This window comes from Pseudomonas chlororaphis subsp. piscium (assembly GCF_003850345.1).
Taxonomy (GTDB): Bacteria; Pseudomonadota; Gammaproteobacteria; order Pseudomonadales; family Pseudomonadaceae; genus Aquipseudomonas; species Aquipseudomonas piscium.
On the sequence record NZ_CP027707.1, the window covers coordinates 3,391,287 to 3,407,900 of the forward strand.

14 protein-coding genes and 1 pseudogene are annotated in these 16,614 nt (G+C 58.6%); 8 read left to right on the forward strand and 7 right to left on the reverse strand.

Annotated features, from left to right (window positions below; all coding sequences use genetic code 11):
- Window positions 1-24: 24 nt before the first annotated feature.
- The 5 genes from C4K38_RS15705 to C4K38_RS15725 all read right to left on the reverse strand — a co-directional run bounded on the left by C4K38_RS15705 (window position 25) and on the right by C4K38_RS15725 (window position 6,606).
- On the reverse strand, window positions 25-549 hold the full coding sequence (locus C4K38_RS15705) for a fimbrial protein (protein ID WP_053279169.1): 525 nt from the start codon (window positions 547-549) through the stop codon (window positions 25-27).
- A 266-nt stretch (window positions 550-815) separates the two neighbouring features.
- On the reverse strand, window positions 816-2,873 hold the full coding sequence (locus tag C4K38_RS15710; RefSeq protein WP_081001511.1) for an ATP-binding protein: 2,058 nt from the start codon (window positions 2,871-2,873) through the stop codon (window positions 816-818).
- A 165-nt stretch (window positions 2,874-3,038) separates the two neighbouring features.
- The gene (locus C4K38_RS15715) at window positions 3,039-3,665 is read right to left on the reverse strand and encodes a response regulator transcription factor (protein WP_053279171.1); all 627 of its coding nucleotides are present in this window, start codon (window positions 3,663-3,665) and stop codon (window positions 3,039-3,041) included.
- 40 nt (window positions 3,666-3,705) lie between these two features.
- The gene (locus C4K38_RS15720; protein WP_164487008.1) at window positions 3,706-4,800 is read right to left on the reverse strand and encodes an EAL domain-containing protein; all 1,095 of its coding nucleotides are present in this window, start codon (window positions 4,798-4,800) and stop codon (window positions 3,706-3,708) included.
- Between the two features lie 705 nt (window positions 4,801-5,505).
- The gene (locus C4K38_RS15725) at window positions 5,506-6,606 is read right to left on the reverse strand and encodes a DmpA family aminopeptidase (RefSeq protein WP_053279173.1); all 1,101 of its coding nucleotides are present in this window, start codon (window positions 6,604-6,606) and stop codon (window positions 5,506-5,508) included.
- Window positions 6,607-6,786: 180 nt separating this feature from the next.
- On the opposite strand from C4K38_RS15725, the gene C4K38_RS15730 reads away from it, so the two are divergent.
- The 6 genes and pseudogenes from C4K38_RS15730 (at window position 6,787) to C4K38_RS15755 (ending at window position 13,112) form a co-directional block, all read left to right on the forward strand.
- Entirely contained in the window at window positions 6,787-7,590 is an 804-nt protein-coding gene (locus C4K38_RS15730; protein WP_053279212.1) for a helix-turn-helix transcriptional regulator, read from the forward strand.
- Window positions 7,591-7,616: 26 nt separating this feature from the next.
- A pseudogene (locus C4K38_RS15735) lies at window positions 7,617-7,727 on the forward strand (type 1 glutamine amidotransferase domain-containing protein); the annotation flags it as partial.
- Window positions 7,728-8,249: 522 nt separating this feature from the next.
- The gene (gene fusA / locus C4K38_RS15740) at window positions 8,250-10,370 is read left to right on the forward strand and encodes an elongation factor G (RefSeq protein WP_053279175.1); all 2,121 of its coding nucleotides are present in this window, start codon (window positions 8,250-8,252) and stop codon (window positions 10,368-10,370) included.
- Between the two features lie 200 nt (window positions 10,371-10,570).
- Window positions 10,571-11,410 (forward strand): 5'-nucleotidase, lipoprotein e(P4) family, encoded by an 840-nt coding sequence (locus C4K38_RS15745; RefSeq protein ID WP_053279176.1) that lies wholly within the window; start codon window positions 10,571-10,573, stop codon window positions 11,408-11,410.
- 180 nt (window positions 11,411-11,590) lie between these two features.
- The gene (locus C4K38_RS15750) at window positions 11,591-12,220 is read left to right on the forward strand and encodes a YbhB/YbcL family Raf kinase inhibitor-like protein (RefSeq protein WP_053279177.1); all 630 of its coding nucleotides are present in this window, start codon (window positions 11,591-11,593) and stop codon (window positions 12,218-12,220) included.
- Between the two features lie 196 nt (window positions 12,221-12,416).
- Window positions 12,417-13,112, forward strand: a complete 696-nt coding sequence (locus C4K38_RS15755; protein ID WP_231998536.1) for a helix-turn-helix transcriptional regulator — start codon at window positions 12,417-12,419, stop codon at window positions 13,110-13,112.
- A gap of 43 nt (window positions 13,113-13,155) precedes the next feature.
- Here the strand turns inward: C4K38_RS15755 and C4K38_RS15760 are convergent, their stop codons facing one another.
- Complete coding sequence (locus C4K38_RS15760; protein ID WP_053279179.1) at window positions 13,156-14,733, reverse strand: alkaline phosphatase D family protein; 1,578 nt, start codon at window positions 14,731-14,733, stop codon at window positions 13,156-13,158.
- Window positions 14,730-15,284, reverse strand: coding sequence for a GNAT family N-acetyltransferase (locus tag C4K38_RS15765; protein ID WP_053279180.1), 555 nt, complete (start codon window positions 15,282-15,284; stop codon window positions 14,730-14,732). The genes C4K38_RS15760 and C4K38_RS15765 overlap by 4 nt, the downstream gene beginning before the upstream one ends.
- A gap of 187 nt (window positions 15,285-15,471) precedes the next feature.
- Here C4K38_RS15765 and C4K38_RS15770 point away from each other — a divergent pair, with 187 nt between their 5' ends.
- Complete coding sequence (locus tag C4K38_RS15770; protein WP_007925526.1) at window positions 15,472-15,879, forward strand: ExbD/TolR family protein; 408 nt, start codon at window positions 15,472-15,474, stop codon at window positions 15,877-15,879.
- 2 nt (window positions 15,880-15,881) lie between these two features.
- A complete protein-coding gene (locus tag C4K38_RS15775; RefSeq protein ID WP_053279181.1) occupies window positions 15,882-16,613 on the forward strand; it encodes an energy transducer TonB family protein in 732 nt (243 codons plus the stop codon).
- Window position 16,614: the final 1 nt, after the last annotated feature.

Below are 16,614 nucleotides of genomic sequence, written 5' to 3' on the forward strand. Positions count from 1 at the left end.
GGCTTAATGCCCGGACTTTACGAGTTAGTTGTAAGTAACGGTGAAATCGCTGACGGCGTTCGCGGAACCGGCTACGACAGTCGCGTTAGTGGCAACGTACTTGGCAATGAAGTTGAAGGTGGTGTCAGCAGTGGTCGACAGTGCCTGGCTGGCCGACGTGCCACCGACCGGGATCTGAGTAACGGCGTCCTGCTCATACAGACCGATGCCGACACCGGTCGCTACGCCCGCGGTGTTGGTCAGTGCCAGCAGGCTGCTGTTCGCAGGGTTGGCCGGGCCGTCGAACTTGATGGTGGCGTTGTTGACGTTTGCCGGGCAAGAGGTCAGCACAATGTTGAAGCGCGTCGGAGCAGCGGTAGCGCCTACACTATTCAGGGCCGAGGATTGGACAGTACCCAAGGTGACGGTCTGGTTGGCGGTGTTTGCAGTAACGGTGCAAGCTGCGTCAGTAATGTTGCCGATGAAGTTGATGGTGCCGTCAGCGGCGTTGGCCATGCCTGCAAATGCACAACCAGTCAGCAGCGCTACAGCGGTCAAACTTTTCTTCATAGCGGTATTTCCTTCAGGTTAAGTAGGTTCTTGCAAAATATTTAATTGTTTCGCTCAACAACACAAACGCCGGACTATTGCTTTTTTAGGCAGCAGGTTTATATGCAGGCCGATTACCGTGATTGGGAGAGTGAATAACAACAACGCAATTGTGTGGGTAGTTGGCGTCAGATGCGCGAGGAAAAGACTATCGCGCTAAGAGAAAATTCTCGCGATAGCTCAGAATTATCTTGCCTAGAATTTAGCAGCCCGCGACTCAGCTATAATCACGCCCATCGTTGATGGTGATACTGAGTCCTGAGGTAGAAAGACAGCCGCTCCATGCACTGATAGAGACTGTTGATCGCTTCTGTGAGAGCGGAATGTTCCTGTTCGCCACAGGCTGTCTCGACCTCTTCGCAGGACTGAATCAAGGCTGAATAGCCAATGATCCTGGCGCCCCCTTTGATTCGATGGGCGAGATTCGAGAGCCCTTGCACATCATGTTGGGCGAACAACTTCTGTAGGCGCGTCATGTCCTCTTCATTGTTATTGTCCAGCTCCTGCAGGAGCTTTCTCATTGCCTCCTTGTCGCCACGGGTCAGTTGCTCAAGATTGGTGAGGTCGATCTCCTCGATGCCATCCTGCAGAGCCTCAAGCTCGGCCCTGGCGGGAGTCATCACCTCGGGCACAGTGCTAAGCCAGGCCTCCAGCGCCTTCAGGCCGATCGGCTTGAACAGGCACTCATCCATGCCGACCGCCAGGCAACGCAGCTTTTCTTCAGGTTGCGCATTGGCGGTGAGCCCCAGGATCAGGCAGGGCTCCAGCCCACGGGCATACTCCTCTTTGCGGATTGCCTGCGCCAGGTTATAGCCATTCATGATCGGCATATGGCAGTCGGTGATGACCACATCGAAATGACGATTGCGCCATGCTCGCAGGCCGTGGGCGCCGTCCACGGCATCTTCGACCTGATACCCCAGGTAGCCCAGCTGCTGGCACAGCAGAAGGCGGTTGGCGGGGTAGTCATCCACCACCAGCACGCGCAGGCTCCGCTCCCTGGTATCCACGGGCAACTCCTCGACCACCGCCTGTTCAACCAGTGGCTGGAGAACAGGCAAGTGCAGAGCGACCACAACTTGCGTGCCTTCGCCAAAGGCACTGGAAAGGGTCAGGGTTCCCCCCATCATTTCGCATAGCGAGCGGCTGATCATCAGGCCCAATCCCGATCCACTGTAGGATGACTGCGGATTGTTGCCGGCCTGGGCAAAAGGGTTGAACAGGATTTGTTGGTCCTGCCCAGAGATGCCGATTCCGCTGTCCTCGACCCTGAGGGTCATCTGCATAGACTTGCCATCCGAAGCCGGCTCGGCACGCATCTTCACCCAGACACTCCCCTCTTCTGTGAACTTGATCGCGTTGCTCAACAGATTGGAAAGGATCTGCTTGAACCGCAAAGGGTCTATCCATACGTCGCAATCCGAACAGACATCCAGTTCCAGGGCCAAGGACAAATGTTTCTGCTTGGCAACGCCCTCGAATACCCGGGTTACCGACTCCACGATTTTCAGCAGGTTGGCTCGCTCCGGTGCCAGCGAAAGCTTTCCGGACTCGATGCGGGAGATATCAAGGATATCTCCTATCAGGCCGAGCAGGTCCTTCGCGGTACCAGACGCGACCTCGATCGCGAAGCGGTCGGTCACCCCCTGTTCGGCTTTCTTCATGGCCAGTTCGAGCATGCCGATAACGGCATTCAGCGGCGTGCGAATCTCATGACTCATGGCAGCCAGAAAGGTGGTTTTTGCCCGGTTGGCCGCATCGGCGGCATTCTTGGCTTCACTCAACTCATGCAGCAGTTGCTGGCGTGCGCTGACATCGATCCAGCCGGCGACCATCCCGCTAACCTCACCATCGGACCCTCGATACGGCAATGCCCAATGGTAGATTTTCAAGGTTCGCCCATCTGTCATGGTCAGGTCTCGATCATGTAGATGGGCTTCTCCCTTGCCCATCAGCGCCAGGCAATACCTGTGGTAGTTTTCCGCCTCGTTCCTGTCGGCAAAGGGTTCATCAAGTGCCGAGGTACCAATGAGTTCCCCTTCGCTAAGACCGATCATGCTCTGGTAACTACTATTGCAGGCGACCATTCGCCCCATGCGATCACGGATGTAGAGAGGGTGAGGTGTTCCATCCAGCATCTTGCGAGTCAGTTCGTAGCGGCTTTCAAGCAAGCGGTATTCATTTGCGCGTACATTCTGTGCATGGCGTGAAAGACGGTACTGAACAATATTCAGGGTTACCGAAAGCAAGATAAAAACAATAAGCAAGCACATGAAGTAACTCATCGAACAAAACCAGAAAGTTTACTAAGTTCAGCCGACTATCGTGACTCAGCCAACCCGATGCAGCAGATGGCAGAAAGAAGCAACACTAGAGTTTTGCTGGCGCACCTTTTGGTGCAGAGTAAGTTTTAGCCAATAAATAATAGATATATACCGATAAAAACCTGCCTATATCAGATTGTTGCGCTTGGCAAAGTCAGCCAGATAAATAACTGATTTGACCTTGAGCTTTTCTATAAGCTTGACCTTGTAGGCGCTGACCGTCTTATTGCTGATCAGCAGGGCCGTTCCTATTTCCTTGTTTCCCAGGCCACTCGCAAGCATCTGTATTATGCTCAGCTCGCGGTCCGACAGGCTTTTGATCAGATCAGCATCCGATACATGAATATCACTGCTGCGCACCGAACTGGCAGACAGGTTGGGGAAGAAGCTATAGCCGTCCATGACAGCACTGATGGCTCTGACCAACTCATCCAGATGGCTGGTTTTTGATACGAAACCAGCGGCTCCCGCCTTCATGCAGCGCAGGGAATATATCTCCGCGGCCTGCGAGGTAAAGACCAGGATCTTGATGGGAAGGTCCATCATTCCGATGCGCGTGATGACTTCAAGCCCACCCATCTTGGGCATGGAAATATCGAGCACCATGATGGTCGGCACATGCAAACGGGCCAGTTGCAAGGCTTCGGCACCGTTCTCCGCTTCCGCGACTATGTCGAATCCCCTTTCGCACAAGATGTTCCTGAGTGTCAGCCTGATCAGCGGGTGATCGTCCGCTATAATTGCCTTATACATACAATGTCCAATAAGTTGCGTGATGTTGAGAAAGTAGAAGTCAGCGATTTCTTTTCAGATGATTTTCAAAATTTTCCTGGCTCAACCAACTCTGAAAATCCAGCCCGGTCATCGGCCTGGCCAGATAATAGCCTTGCCCGAAAGTACACCCCATATTGATCAAGCGTTCCAACATGCTCCGATTACTGATGCCCTCGATGACCAGACTTTTGCCCAAGGCATGGGCAAGCGCCTGGGCACTGGAAATCAGTGAATGATCATGGGTGTCCTTTATTCCTTCGATAATACTTGCGTCGAGCTTTATCTGGCTGAGCGGCAGCTGGCTCAACAAGGAAAGGGAAAAAAAGCCGCTGCCGAAGTTGTCGACCGACAGATTGCAGCCCATCTTGTGCAACTCAGAAAGATGCTCTCTTGTTGCTGGGCACAGGTCGGAAAGACAATTTTCCGCCAGTTCGAAGGTCAAGATGCTTCCAGCGAACCCATAGCGCTTGAGAGAGGTTTTTATATGCTCTACCAGTTCACGCTTGATCAGTTGGGAAATATGCAGATTGAAGGCCAGCCCCAGTTGCGTAGGTTGATTGAGTGTCTGCAGCAACATCAGCCCCTGGTCCAGTAACTGCTTGAACATCTCATCAATCAGGTCATAGGCAACCATGGCTGCCAGGAAGTCTTTGGGCAGCAGCACGCCTTTGCGCGGATGCTCCCAGCGCGCCAGCACTTCGACACCTGCCAGGCTGGCGTCGGCCAGCAGGAATTTAGGTTGATACCAGCCACGGAAATGCCCCAAGGCCAGGCTGCGGCGTATTTCCACTTCGTTGGGCAGCATTGAAAGCACGGCTTGAGGCGCAGCATGAGACTGACCGATCGCTCCTCCTGGCTCATAGCGCAGCAACAGGTCATAGAGTGACCGGAGCTCAAAAGGCGCAGACAGAATTCCCAATATCGGCAGCCCCGAAAGGCTTCCCAGACACTCCAGCGCCCTGTGCAAATCCGCACTGCATTCGCCGCACAACACCACCGCCCGTGCCCGCTGCTTTTCTCCAGCCCGGCCAAGAAAATCCAGACCCTCGAGCCCTTTGTGATCCAGGCTGCAAATAATGACCCCGACATCGCCTGCCTGGATTATCTGGTCCATGGCCTGCTCAGGTTCACTGGCTTGCAGGACATCACGTACACCCAGTCGATATAGCATCTGTACCAATACGGTGCGTTGGGACAGGTGGCTCTCCAGGACGAGAACACGAGGGCAAATCATTTTGACTACTCGAGAAAATTTGAGGGGGGATTGTTCAGAGCTCTACCACCGCCTTCAAGGCGACCTTTCTCGGGCACTTCAAGAAATTTCTCGTGCGACACGCAAAGGGAGGAGCACGCTCATTGAGCAGTCGGTATTCCAGCCCGATCAGCTATCAAAGGGCTGGTGACAAGTATGAGGGGGGGCAGGACGGCATGGTAATCACTGTAACGAGTTACCCTACCCGGGTTAGTCGGTGGAATGAGGCGAGTTACAGGGGGGAATGAAAAGCACGAAATCAGGCGTTACCCAACACCTGGTGGAGGGAGAGACTGTTTACGTTGGGTATGGCACCGGCATCCGAATGGACAAAAGAAATCGGCCGATGCCTCTGCACCGCACCAAGCGGATTGGTCGCTGCAATCCTTGCCACTGGGTCTAGTGGTGATTGTTGCCCTGCTGCTCCAATCCAGCTCCTGCAGGACTCCGGCTGTGATCAAGCTGAGCAGAACATCACCCTGCTGTTATCGACGGGTGCAACCTGTAGCGATGGACCAAGCCAGCAGGGAGCAGCAGCTCATGATGCTCCCTAGTGATTGACGTGATTTAGCCGCGCCAGCCAACCTCGCGCAGTGCATGCAGCAGACGTTCACCGCCCAGGCCGGGCACCAGCACACCTTCGGCATTCTGCATATCGACCCCGGCCAGCAAGGCGTTGATGATGGCCTCTTCCACGGCTTCGGCCGCCGCCATGAACAGCGGGGTAATGTGGTCGTTACTGAGCATCTCAACCGGCATGGCAAAAGGCACGCCTTTACGTCCGTAGGCGGCCGGCGGCAGCTTCTGGTCCGCACAGGAGAAGGCGACAAAGAGATCGCCGCTGGCATCTTCGGTACCGCCGCCGGTACGCGCAATGCCGATGGATGCGCGCTGTGCCAGGCGCTGGCACTGGTGCGGCAGCAAAGGCGCATCCGTAGCAATGATCACCACGATAGAGCCCATTCCTGGCTCGCCACGATCAGCAAATGGTGACGGAATATCGCCCAGTACTCGACCCACCGGGTAGCCGTCGACGCGCAACTCTTGACGCTGGCCATGGTTGGCCTGCACCAGCGCGCCTATCGTCCAGCCTCCTTGCTCCGTCGAGAGTTTGCGTGAGGCGGTGCCAATACCGCCTTTGAACTCATGGCAGATCATCCCCGTCCCCCCGCCCACTGCGCCTTCGGCCACAGGACCGGATTTCGAACTGGCCAGCGCATCGCGCACATGCTTGGGATTGACATGCTGCCCCCAGATATCGTTGAGCAACCCATCGTAAGTTTCCAGAACCACCGGCATACACCAGTACTCCGAGGGATCAGCCAGCGCATCACGCTCCGCGGCGATCAGCGCATCACGCACGACACCCACACTGTGGGTATTGGTGATAGCGATGGGGGTGCTCAACAAGCCAGCCTCGCGAATCCATTCCAGACCCGTCGCGTCTCCGTTGCCGTTGAGCACATGCAGGCCCGCGAAACAAGGATCGAGACGCGCCTCACCGGCGCGCGGTTGCACCACCGTCACGCCTGTACGGATCTGCTTGCCGTCGGTGGCATCGGAAATCAGGGTACTGTGGCCGACGCGAACACCGGGGACATCGGTAATAGCATTAAATTCGCCGGTGGTACCGACACCGACAGTGATACCGAGTTGACGAGCACGCATGGGGACTCCTTTGAGAATAAGACTGCAAGAAAGAACGACGGCGTGACCTTCCTGAGGGACGCTACCCGGACGCAATCTAGCGAGGCGACAACGCACGGCCAATCACCGTAAGGAGTTACACCTCTTGACGCAGATATATGAAGTGGAGGAAAACCGACGGTACTTTTCAGGGGCATGGGAATGCATCAGATATTTCGCGAAGTCAGCATGCACTCCAACCTAGGTCGTGTAATCGAGCATATTGGGCGACCCCGGTTTTGGACGCAGCTGACATTGTTGTTGCAGCAGTGGGTGCCGTTTGACCATGCGTTGGCAATCTTTTATCCAGGCAGTGGCGCGCCAGTAGTACTGGAACTATACGATGCCGTACCACATGATGGCCCGGCCCTGCCTGTCTATCTCGATGGCCTGTACCAACTCGACCCTTTCTACCAAGCCTATCGCGACGGAATTTCCAGCGGATTGCATCGCTTGGAGGAAGTAGCCCCCGACCAGTTCCGCCAATCCGAATACTTCCTCAGCTACTTCCACGCCAACAATATGTTGGAAGATGAGGAGCAGTTCATTGTGCAGATACCTGGCCAGGGTGCGTTGTCGCTGTCATTGGGCACACGTCAGCCTTTTTCGATCGAGCAGCACGGAATCCTGACCACGATCTGCCCATGGGTGTTAGCGCTGATGGAGCATCATTGGCAGGAATACAGTCAGCCTTTACAACTGACCAGCGCTGCGGAAACCTCTCAGATGAGGGACGCTCTCGGTCAATTCGGATCGTCCGTACTGTCTGAGCGCGAGATGGAGACCGCCCAGCTCATCCTCCGCGGCCATTCCAGCAAAGCCATTGCAAGGCTTCTGGCGATTTCTCCAGAAACCGTCAAGGTGCATCGGCGACATCTCTACAGAAAGCTTGATATTTCCTCGCAGCCCGAATTGTTCGCGTTGTTTTTGCAATCGCTGGGACATGACTTGGAAAATCACTGTTAGCTAATTCAAACAGGGTTTGAAGGATGACGGGCTTCTACCTGAACGAGCTTTTGCAACCCGTGAAGATGCTGCTCGAGGCCGGCGATAACGTCACCTTTGCTACCCCCAACGGCAACACGCCGACGATGGACAAAACACACTTCTGACATCGCCCTGGTTGATTGCGCGGCACATCCTGGCGGCGCGCGCCCTCCCCCGATCCCGGATGCTGCCGGGTGCAACGAAGACTCGTACTTTCCTTATCACCAGTGCCAGCAAAGGCATCGGGCGTGCAATCGCAAACCAGACGGTGAAGGACGTTGCCTGGCGAGAGCTGCCATGGGCAGCCTCGGTCAGCCGGATGAATACGCATGGCGCCATGGCTGAGGGCAGCACCATCAAGCTCCATAGGATATAGCCAGCCAGGGCTATATAACCCTTTGGGTGAGGTCAATCGTAAGTTCTCAAGCACCTTGTCCGCGAGGAGGACTACATTGCTTGTAACGCTGGCTTCATTGCCCATCTTCAGATGGTCGACGACGCATTCGGACATTTAACACCGGGCGAGACATCTGCCCTCGGTGCGCGCGGGCTGTCTGGCAACCTGGCGGCGAGCCCCGCGTCTGCCTTGCGGTCGGAACCAGTGAACATCAGCCTTGTCCCGCATCAAGGAGAGCATCATGAGTCGTGCAACCCCCATCAATCATTACCGCAACCTGGGTATCGTCGCCCACGTAGACGCGGGCAAGACCACCACGACCGAGCGGATCCTGTTCTACACGGGCCTGAGCCACAAGATGGGTGAGGTGCATGACGGCGCTGCCACCACCGACTGGATGGTGCAGGAACAGGAACGTGGCATCACCATTACCTCCGCTGCCGTGACCACCTTCTGGAAAGGTTCGCGCGGCCAATACGATGACAAGTACCGGGTCAACATTATCGACACCCCGGGCCACGTCGACTTCACCATTGAAGTGGAGCGTTCGCTGCGCGTACTCGACGGCGCGGTCGTGGTGTTCTGCGGTACCGCCGGTGTCGAGCCGCAGTCCGAAACCGTATGGCGCCAGGCCAACAAGTACGGCGTGCCGCGAGTGGTCTACGTGAACAAGATGGACCGCGCCGGTGCGAACTTCCTGCGCGTGGTCGGGCAGATCAAGAGCCGCCTGGGCCACACCCCGGTTCCGGTCCAGCTGGCTATCGGCGCTGAAGACAGCTTCGCGGGTCAGGTCGATCTGATCAAGATGAAGGCGATCTACTGGAACGAGGACGACAAGGGCACCACCTACCGCGAGGAAGACATTCCCGCCGATATGCTGGCGCTGGCCGAGGAGTGGCGCGCCAAGATGGTCGAAGCCGCCGCCGAAGCCAACGAAGAGCTGATGAACAAGTACCTTGAGGGAGGTGAGCTGACCGTCGAAGAGATCAAGGCCGGCCTGCGCGCGCGCACCCTGGCCAGCGAGATCGTTCCGGCTGTCTGCGGTTCCTCGTTCAAGAACAAAGGCGTTCCCCTGGTGCTCGATGCCGTCATCGACTACCTGCCGGCGCCGACCGAGATCCCGTCGATCAAGGGCCATCATCCGGACAGCACCGACGACAACGAAATCATCGACGAGCGTCACGCTGACGACAACGAGCCGTTCTCGTCCCTGGCGTTCAAGATCGCCACCGACCCGTTCGTGGGGACCCTGACCTTTATCCGCGTCTACTCGGGTTTCCTGAGTTCCGGCGACTCGGTGATCAACTCGGTCAAGGGCAAGAAGGAACGTGTGGGTCGCATGGTGCAAATGCATGCGAACCAGCGTGAGGAAATCAAGGAAGTCCGTGCCGGCGATATCGCGGCGCTGATCGGTATGAAGGACGTCACCACCGGTGACACGCTCTGCGATATCAACAAGCCGATCGTCCTGGAGCGTATGGACTTCCCTGAGCCGGTGATTTCGGTGGCGGTAGAGCCGAAAACCAAGGCTGACCAGGAGAAGATGGGGATCGCGCTGGGCAAGCTGGCCCAGGAAGACCCGTCGTTCCGCGTCAAGACCGATGAAGAAACTGGCCAGACCATCATTTCGGGCATGGGTGAGCTGCACCTGGACATCCTCGTTGACCGCATGAAGCGCGAGTTCAACGTCGAGGCCAACATCGGCAAGCCGCAGGTTTCCTACCGCGAGAAGATCACCGTCGGCTGTGAAATCGAAGGCAAGTTCGTGCGTCAATCCGGTGGTCGTGGCCAGTTCGGCCATTGCTGGATTCGTTTTGCTCCGGCCGACGTCGACGAAAAAGGCAATATCACTGAAGGCCTGGTGTTTGCCAACGAGGTGGTGGGTGGCGTGGTGCCGAAGGAGTACATCCCGGCCATCCAGAAAGGTATCGAAGAGCAGATGAAGAACGGCATTGTCGCCGGTTATCCGCTGATCGGCCTCAAGGCGACTGTGTTCGATGGTTCCTACCACGACGTCGACTCTAACGAGATGGCGTTCAAGGTAGCGGCCTCCATGGCCACCAAGCAGCTGCGGGAAAAGGGCAAGGGTGTGGTGCTTGAGCCGATCATGCGGGTCGAGGTCGTCACCCCCGAGGACTACATGGGCGACGTGATGGGCGACCTGAACCGTCGTCGTGGCCTGATCCAGGGTATGGAAGACTCGGTCTCCGGCAAGATTGTCCGGGCCGAAGTGCCGCTGGGTGAAATGTTCGGTTATGCGACCGACGTCCGCTCCATGTCCCAAGGGCGCGCGAGCTACTCCATGGAGTTTTCCAAGTACGCCGAAGCGCCATTGAACATTGTCGAAACGCTGATCAAGTAACCAGGCCAGAACACCGAAGCCAGAGTGTCGCGAAAGATGCTCTGGCTTCGGCGTTTCTGATCTCAGGCGATGCCAGGTAGAGAATTACGCCTCATTAATCTGAAAACACGACATCTGTATTGAGCAGCAAACCCGCTTGCTATAGAACGGCTTGGCGGTATTTGTTCACGCAGTTTCGAACTCACTCCAAGGTGTCGAATATGACAATAAAAACCAGCAAACCCTTGATCGCCCCCCTGCTCCTCTCCCTTCTTATGTTGCCCTGGACCCCCGCCTCTGCCGCAGAGGCGGCCAGCCCAGCTTCCAACCTGCTGACTGCAGCGGTTGCCTGGAAGCAGACCGCGGCGGAGTTCGATGCGCTTTACTATCAAGGCTTCAACATTGCCAGGATGCGTCTGGATCAAGCCCTGCAGGCCCACAAGGATGGCGATCGCCCCTTAGCCATCATCAGCGATGTCGACGACACCGTGCTGGGCAGCAACAGCTACTGGGGCTACATGATCGACTCGGGGAAAGAGTTTTTCGATGACAGCGCCTGGGACAAGTGGGTTGCCGACAATGGCCCGGTCGCCACGCCCGGTGCATTGGAGTTCTTGAGTTACGCGCAGTCGAAGGGGGTCGAGGTGTTCTACGTCACCAGTCGTGACCAGGGCGAAAAAACCTTTGAGTACGCCCTGGCCAACTTGCGCAAGAACAAGCTGCCGTTTGCCGATGAAAAACACCTGACGGTCTATCGCGACAGCTCCAACAAGGAGCCTCGGCAAACGGAAATCGCCAAGGACTATGAGGTGGTGGTCATGCTGGGCGACAACCTCAATGACTTCAAACGCAAGTACTACGTCGCGGACGTCAAGCAACGCAACAGCCTGATGACTGAAGACAAAGAGCAGTTCGGACGCAAGTTCGTCCTCTTCCCGAACCCTACCGACGGGCACTGGCTCAAGGCGATTTTTGGTGACTCGGAGCCACCGGCCACCGCGGAAAATCGTGCCAAGTTCAAGGCGGCGGCCGAATCGACGGCTTGGCAGCCAAAGCAGTAGTCCGCGCCATCTGCCCTACCCTTACGGCTCGAAAACCGGCGCTTGCCATAATCTTCTGAAAGCCGCATATCCGCTCAAAATGATTGGCCTGATCATCACTTTGAGCGGATATGCTATCTCCTGCGGTGCTGCGCTTGCCTAACATGCTCGCATCTTCCTCAACCCACAGTGAGATCGCCCATGCAGCTCTTCAGTCAAAGTTTCCGTGAAGGTGAGCACATCCCTGGTGAATTCGCCTTCGCGATTGCCAACGCCACCTCGCATATCGAACTGTCGTCCAACAGGAACCCGCACCTGGCCTGGAATGACGTCCCGACAGGCACCCAGTCATTGGTGCTGGTCTGTCACGATCCGGACGTTCCAAGCGATGCAAAGGATGTGAACCAGGAAGGCCGAGAAGTTCCCGCCGCCTTGCCGCGCGTGGACTTTTTCCATTGGCTGCTGCTGGATATCCCCGCCGGTGTGACAGAGATTGCCGCGGGTTCGCAGTCGAGCGCGGTGACCGCCCATGGCAAGCCCGGGCCCGATGCTCCCGGAGGCTTGCGCCACGGCATCAACGATTACACTGGCTGGTTTGCCGGCGATGCGCAGATGCAAGGCACCTACTTTGGCTATGATGGCCCCTGCCCGCCCTGGAACGACGCCCTGGTACACCGCTATATCTTCACCCTCTACGCGCTGGCCGCCCCCAGGCTCGAGGTGCGTGGAGAACTCAGCGGGGTGAACCTGCTCCAGGCGTTGAAGGCAGCCAAGGTGTTGGCACAGGCGAGCCTGAGCGGACGCTACACCTTGAACCCTGACGCTGCATAAACCCTGCCCTGTCGAGAGTAACCTGAACATCGCCACCCTGAAGCCGCCGACTGCTGCTCTCGACCTGCCGGAGGGCGCTAGCCTTTGGCAACTGCCATCCGCTTCTCCGATCCTGCGCCGGGGTTTGTGCAGCCTTGCCCAACCTTGCCTGCGCCGCACGCAACACACCCCCAACTTCTTTTTCCAGGATGCGACCTTGCTGCTGATCGCGTCAGGCAAGCTGGAAATGAACAGCCCGACCCGTGAAATCTCAATCGCGGACAGTGCCTCGCTGCTGCTGGTGGAACCCGGCACCTGGGCCAATCTGCACAAGACGCCGGCAGGCCCGGAGAAACGCTTCCGCTCGGTGTTCCTGACCTTCAGTCCCGAACTGCTGGAACGCTTCCATCGAGACCGGCAATCCGCTGACCAGCAGGGCCTTGAGTCTGTACGGCACACGCCATTGGATGGGGAACTCAAGTCGAGCTTGCAGCAGCTGTGCGCCAGCGTGTCGTCGGCGGCTATCAGCGACGAGCGCTTGCGCTACCGGCTGCTGGACCTGCTCGCCGCGCTGGCGGAACGCGGCGTGGGTTATGGCCGCCATCAACCGCCGGGAACCGCGGGCCGGGTGCGGCTATTGCTCAGCGAATCCCCCGCCCATCCATGGACCGCCCGAGAAACCGGCCGCGCCCTGGCCATGAGCGAAGCCACGCTGCGCAGGCGCCTGGCCCAGGAGCAGGTGCGTTTCGATGAACTGCTGATCGACGTCAGGATGCACCACGGCCTGATGCTTCTGCAAAGCACCGACTGGACCATCAGCCGCATCGCCGAAGCCTGCGGCTACCTCTCGCGGGCGCGTTTCGCCGAGCGCTTCCAGAAGCGCTTCGGGTATCTGCCTTCCGCCGTCAGATAAGTTCGGATCGATGCTGCGCCCCTGCTCCTGTCGCCTGGACTGACTAGACCTCAATCGCCCCCGCCCGCCCCGACTCCACCACAAAGGACTTGAGGGTCGAGACGCTGGCATGCGGATCCCGGGGATCGGAAATGATCCGCAAGTGCGTCAGCATCTTCCGCTCCTCCAGCTCCACCGCCACATATCCCCGCCAGCGGTTCTCGAAAAACCTTACATGGGGATTGAGGGGCAGGATGGCGTTGAACGACTGGCCGTCGGACGTGACCGAGGTGCCGACGAATTCGCTGGCGACGATCCGCGAGTCAGGGTCATGGGCCCGCGCATGCAGGTCCGTGACCCAGAACGAATGAATATCGCCGCCCCAGAACACCGGGTTACTGGCTCGCCGGCGCTCGATGGAGGCCAGCACGCGCTCGCGAGTCGCCCTGTAACCGTCCCAACCGTCGGTCCAGGACCCCAGCGCCTGGCTCGCCGGGACGTGCTGGAGCAGCGGCGCCACCAGCAGGTCCTGGGCGATCACATTCCATTGCGCCCGGGACTGGGCCAGGCCCTGGTCCAGCCAGGCTTCCTGCTCCCAGCCCAGCATGGTGCGCCTGGGGTTGCGTAAATCCAGGCAACTGTCTTCGGCGATATGCCCCTGATGGCTGCCATTGGGGGCAATGCAGGGTTGCTCGGAGCGGTACTGCCGGCCGTCCAGCACATGGAAGCGGGCCAGCCGGCCGAAGTCCAGGCGCCGGTAAATACGCATGTCCGCGCCCTTGGGCAGGCTGCGGGCGCGCAGTGGCATGTGCTCATAAAAAGCCTGATACGCCGCCGCCCGCCGCTTGAGGAACGCGGCTACCGGAGTCCCCGGATCCTGGGACCAGCGATTGGCGTAGTCGTTTTGCACTTCGTGATCGTCCCAGGTCGCCACGCTGGGCGCGCTGGCGTGGAGCATCTGCAAGTCGGGATCGGTCTTGTACTGGGCATAGCGGTTGCGATAACCCGCCAGGTCCAGCGCCTCGTCACTGCCGTGGGGGCGAATGATCTTGCCGGAGTCGGGCGCATAGGATTTTTCGTAAATGTAATCGCCGAGGAAGAACACCAGGTCGGGCTGTTCCGCGGCCAAGTGCCGGTAGGCACTGAAGTAGCCGCGCTCCCAGTGAGAACAGGAGACAAAACCCAGCCGTGCCGACGCCATCGCGTGCAGCGGCGGAGCCGTGCGCGACTGCCCTGTCGGACTCTGCGCCCCGAGGCTTTCAAACTGGTACCAATAGGGCCGCCCCGCCTCCAACCCCGCGACCTCGACGTGGACGGAATGGGCGAAACGCTCAGTGGCCGTGACCACGCCTTGTTTCACGATCCGCCTCATCGCCGCATCACTGGCCACCCGCCAGCGCACCGGTACCGCGCGGCTCAAGCCGCCACGACCATCGGCAGCGTTGAACAGTGGCGCCAAACGGGTCCAGATGACAAAACCATCCGGCAGCGGATCGCCCGAGGCCACGCCCAGGGTGAAGGGGTAGTCGATGCCGGCACTGCGGGCGAAGGGGCTGAGGATCGAAAAAGCCGTCGCCACCGCCAGGCCCGACAGCACTCGGCGACGGTCCAGATCCACCGGCTTGCGGATATCCTCGCTCATGACACGGGCTGCCAATCGGCACGCAACAGCCCGTACAGCAACATGTCCTCATGAATCCCGTTCTTGAGGAAGGCACCTTTCATGCACCCTTCGTAACCCAGGCCGATTTTTTCCATCACCCGGGCCGAGCCTTTGTTACGGGCGAAACACTGACTGCCGACGCGATGCAGTGCCAGTTCGGTAAAGCCGAACGCCATGATTGCGCCGGCCGCTTCGGCGGCGTAGCCCTGGTTGCGGCGGTGAGCGGCGGTCCAACCGCCCAGGTGACCGCTGCGATGAGCTGCGGACAACCTGAGGCTGATCACGCCGATCAATTCGTCGCTCTCGCGCAGATGAACGCCCAGCGCCAGGGATTGCCCGGAACGGAAATTCTCCTCCTGGCCATCGATAAAAGTCAGCGCCGTTTCCAGGGTGTAAGGCGACGGAATCGCGGCCGTGTTGTCAGCGATCTCCGGCCCGTTGGCCAGTTCGAACAGTGTCTCGGCCTGGTGCTTTTGCAGTGCTTTCAGCGCCAGTCGCGGGGTCGATAAAGAAGGAAGTGCAGCGCTCATGTCGGGGGGCTCGCCGGGTAAATTCGCAAAAGTGCGCCCCCGTCATGTCAGTTTCATGACAGTCAAAAAAGACTGCCAGATCTTCTGCGGGCCCCGTCCTAGACACCTAAAAGCTTAAATTAAAGTTAACCATTCGGTCATTTTCCGTTGCTAGCGTGTCGCCCCTAATCAACGACGGGGTAACGGAATGAGAACCTGGGACGAACCGAAAAAACGCAAGGCGCACATCGAACTGATCCCGATGATCGACGTGATGATGTTCCTTCTGGTGTTTTTCGTACTGGTGAGCCTGAACGTGATTCCGGCACTGGGCATGAAGACCCAATTGCCCAGCGCCAGCAGTTCGCAACAGCTCAAGCCGCAGAACAAGTTCATCCTCACCCTGGGCCTGGAAGGCCAGCTGCAGCTCGATGGCAAGGACCTCAGCGTCGAAGCCCTGGTGCCGGCGCTCAAGGCCGCGCAAAAGCCTGACAGCAAGTCGACCATCATCGTCAACAGCGACAAGGGCGTGGAAGTGTCGCGCCTGGTCGAGGTCATGGACACCCTGCGCCTGGGTGGCTTTACCTCGGTCTCTATCGCCACGCGTAAGTCCTGATCATGTACGCCCTGTTTCGTGCGCGTCAGCTGCTGGGCAGCGTCCCGGCCCTGATCGCCCTGGTGCTGATTGCACTGGGTATCCAGTCGCAAACCCTGAAAGTGCAGCCGGTGTATGACGAGTCGGCGGTCGAAATCGCCCTGGTCGAACCAGAGCCGCAAGTGCTGCCTGAGCCCGTGGTGGAACAGGAACCACCACCGCCGGTCATCGAAGACCAGGAAGCCGAGCCGGCCCCTCCGCCGCCGCCACCCAAGCCACAGCCACAGCCGAAACCTGAACCCAAGCCAAAACCGCAGCCCAAGCCAACCCCCGTGGCTGCCAAGGCAACGCCGACACCCACGCCGCCGGTCGCCGCCAAGCCCGTGCAGCCCGCCGTCGCCCCGACCCCGGCACCACCCGCCCCGCCACCGGCGCCGAAAGTCGACGGCCAGGCCCTGGAAGGCGGCTATCTCAAAGGTCTGCGCAACGAGCTGGACACCTACAAGCAGTACCCCACTGGACGCCAGGCTTCCCTCGAACGCCCCAGCGGCGAGGTGGTGGTCTGGTTGCTGGTGGATCGCCAGGGCCGCGTCCTCGACTCCGGGATCCAGACCCAGGCCTCGAGCATGCTGCTGAACCGGGCCGCCACCAACAGCCTGCGCCGGATCAAGCAGGTCAAGCCGTTCCCCGAGCAAGCCTTCGGTGGACGCAACGAGCAACGTTTCACCGCCACCTTCAACTACAGCGTGCAATAAG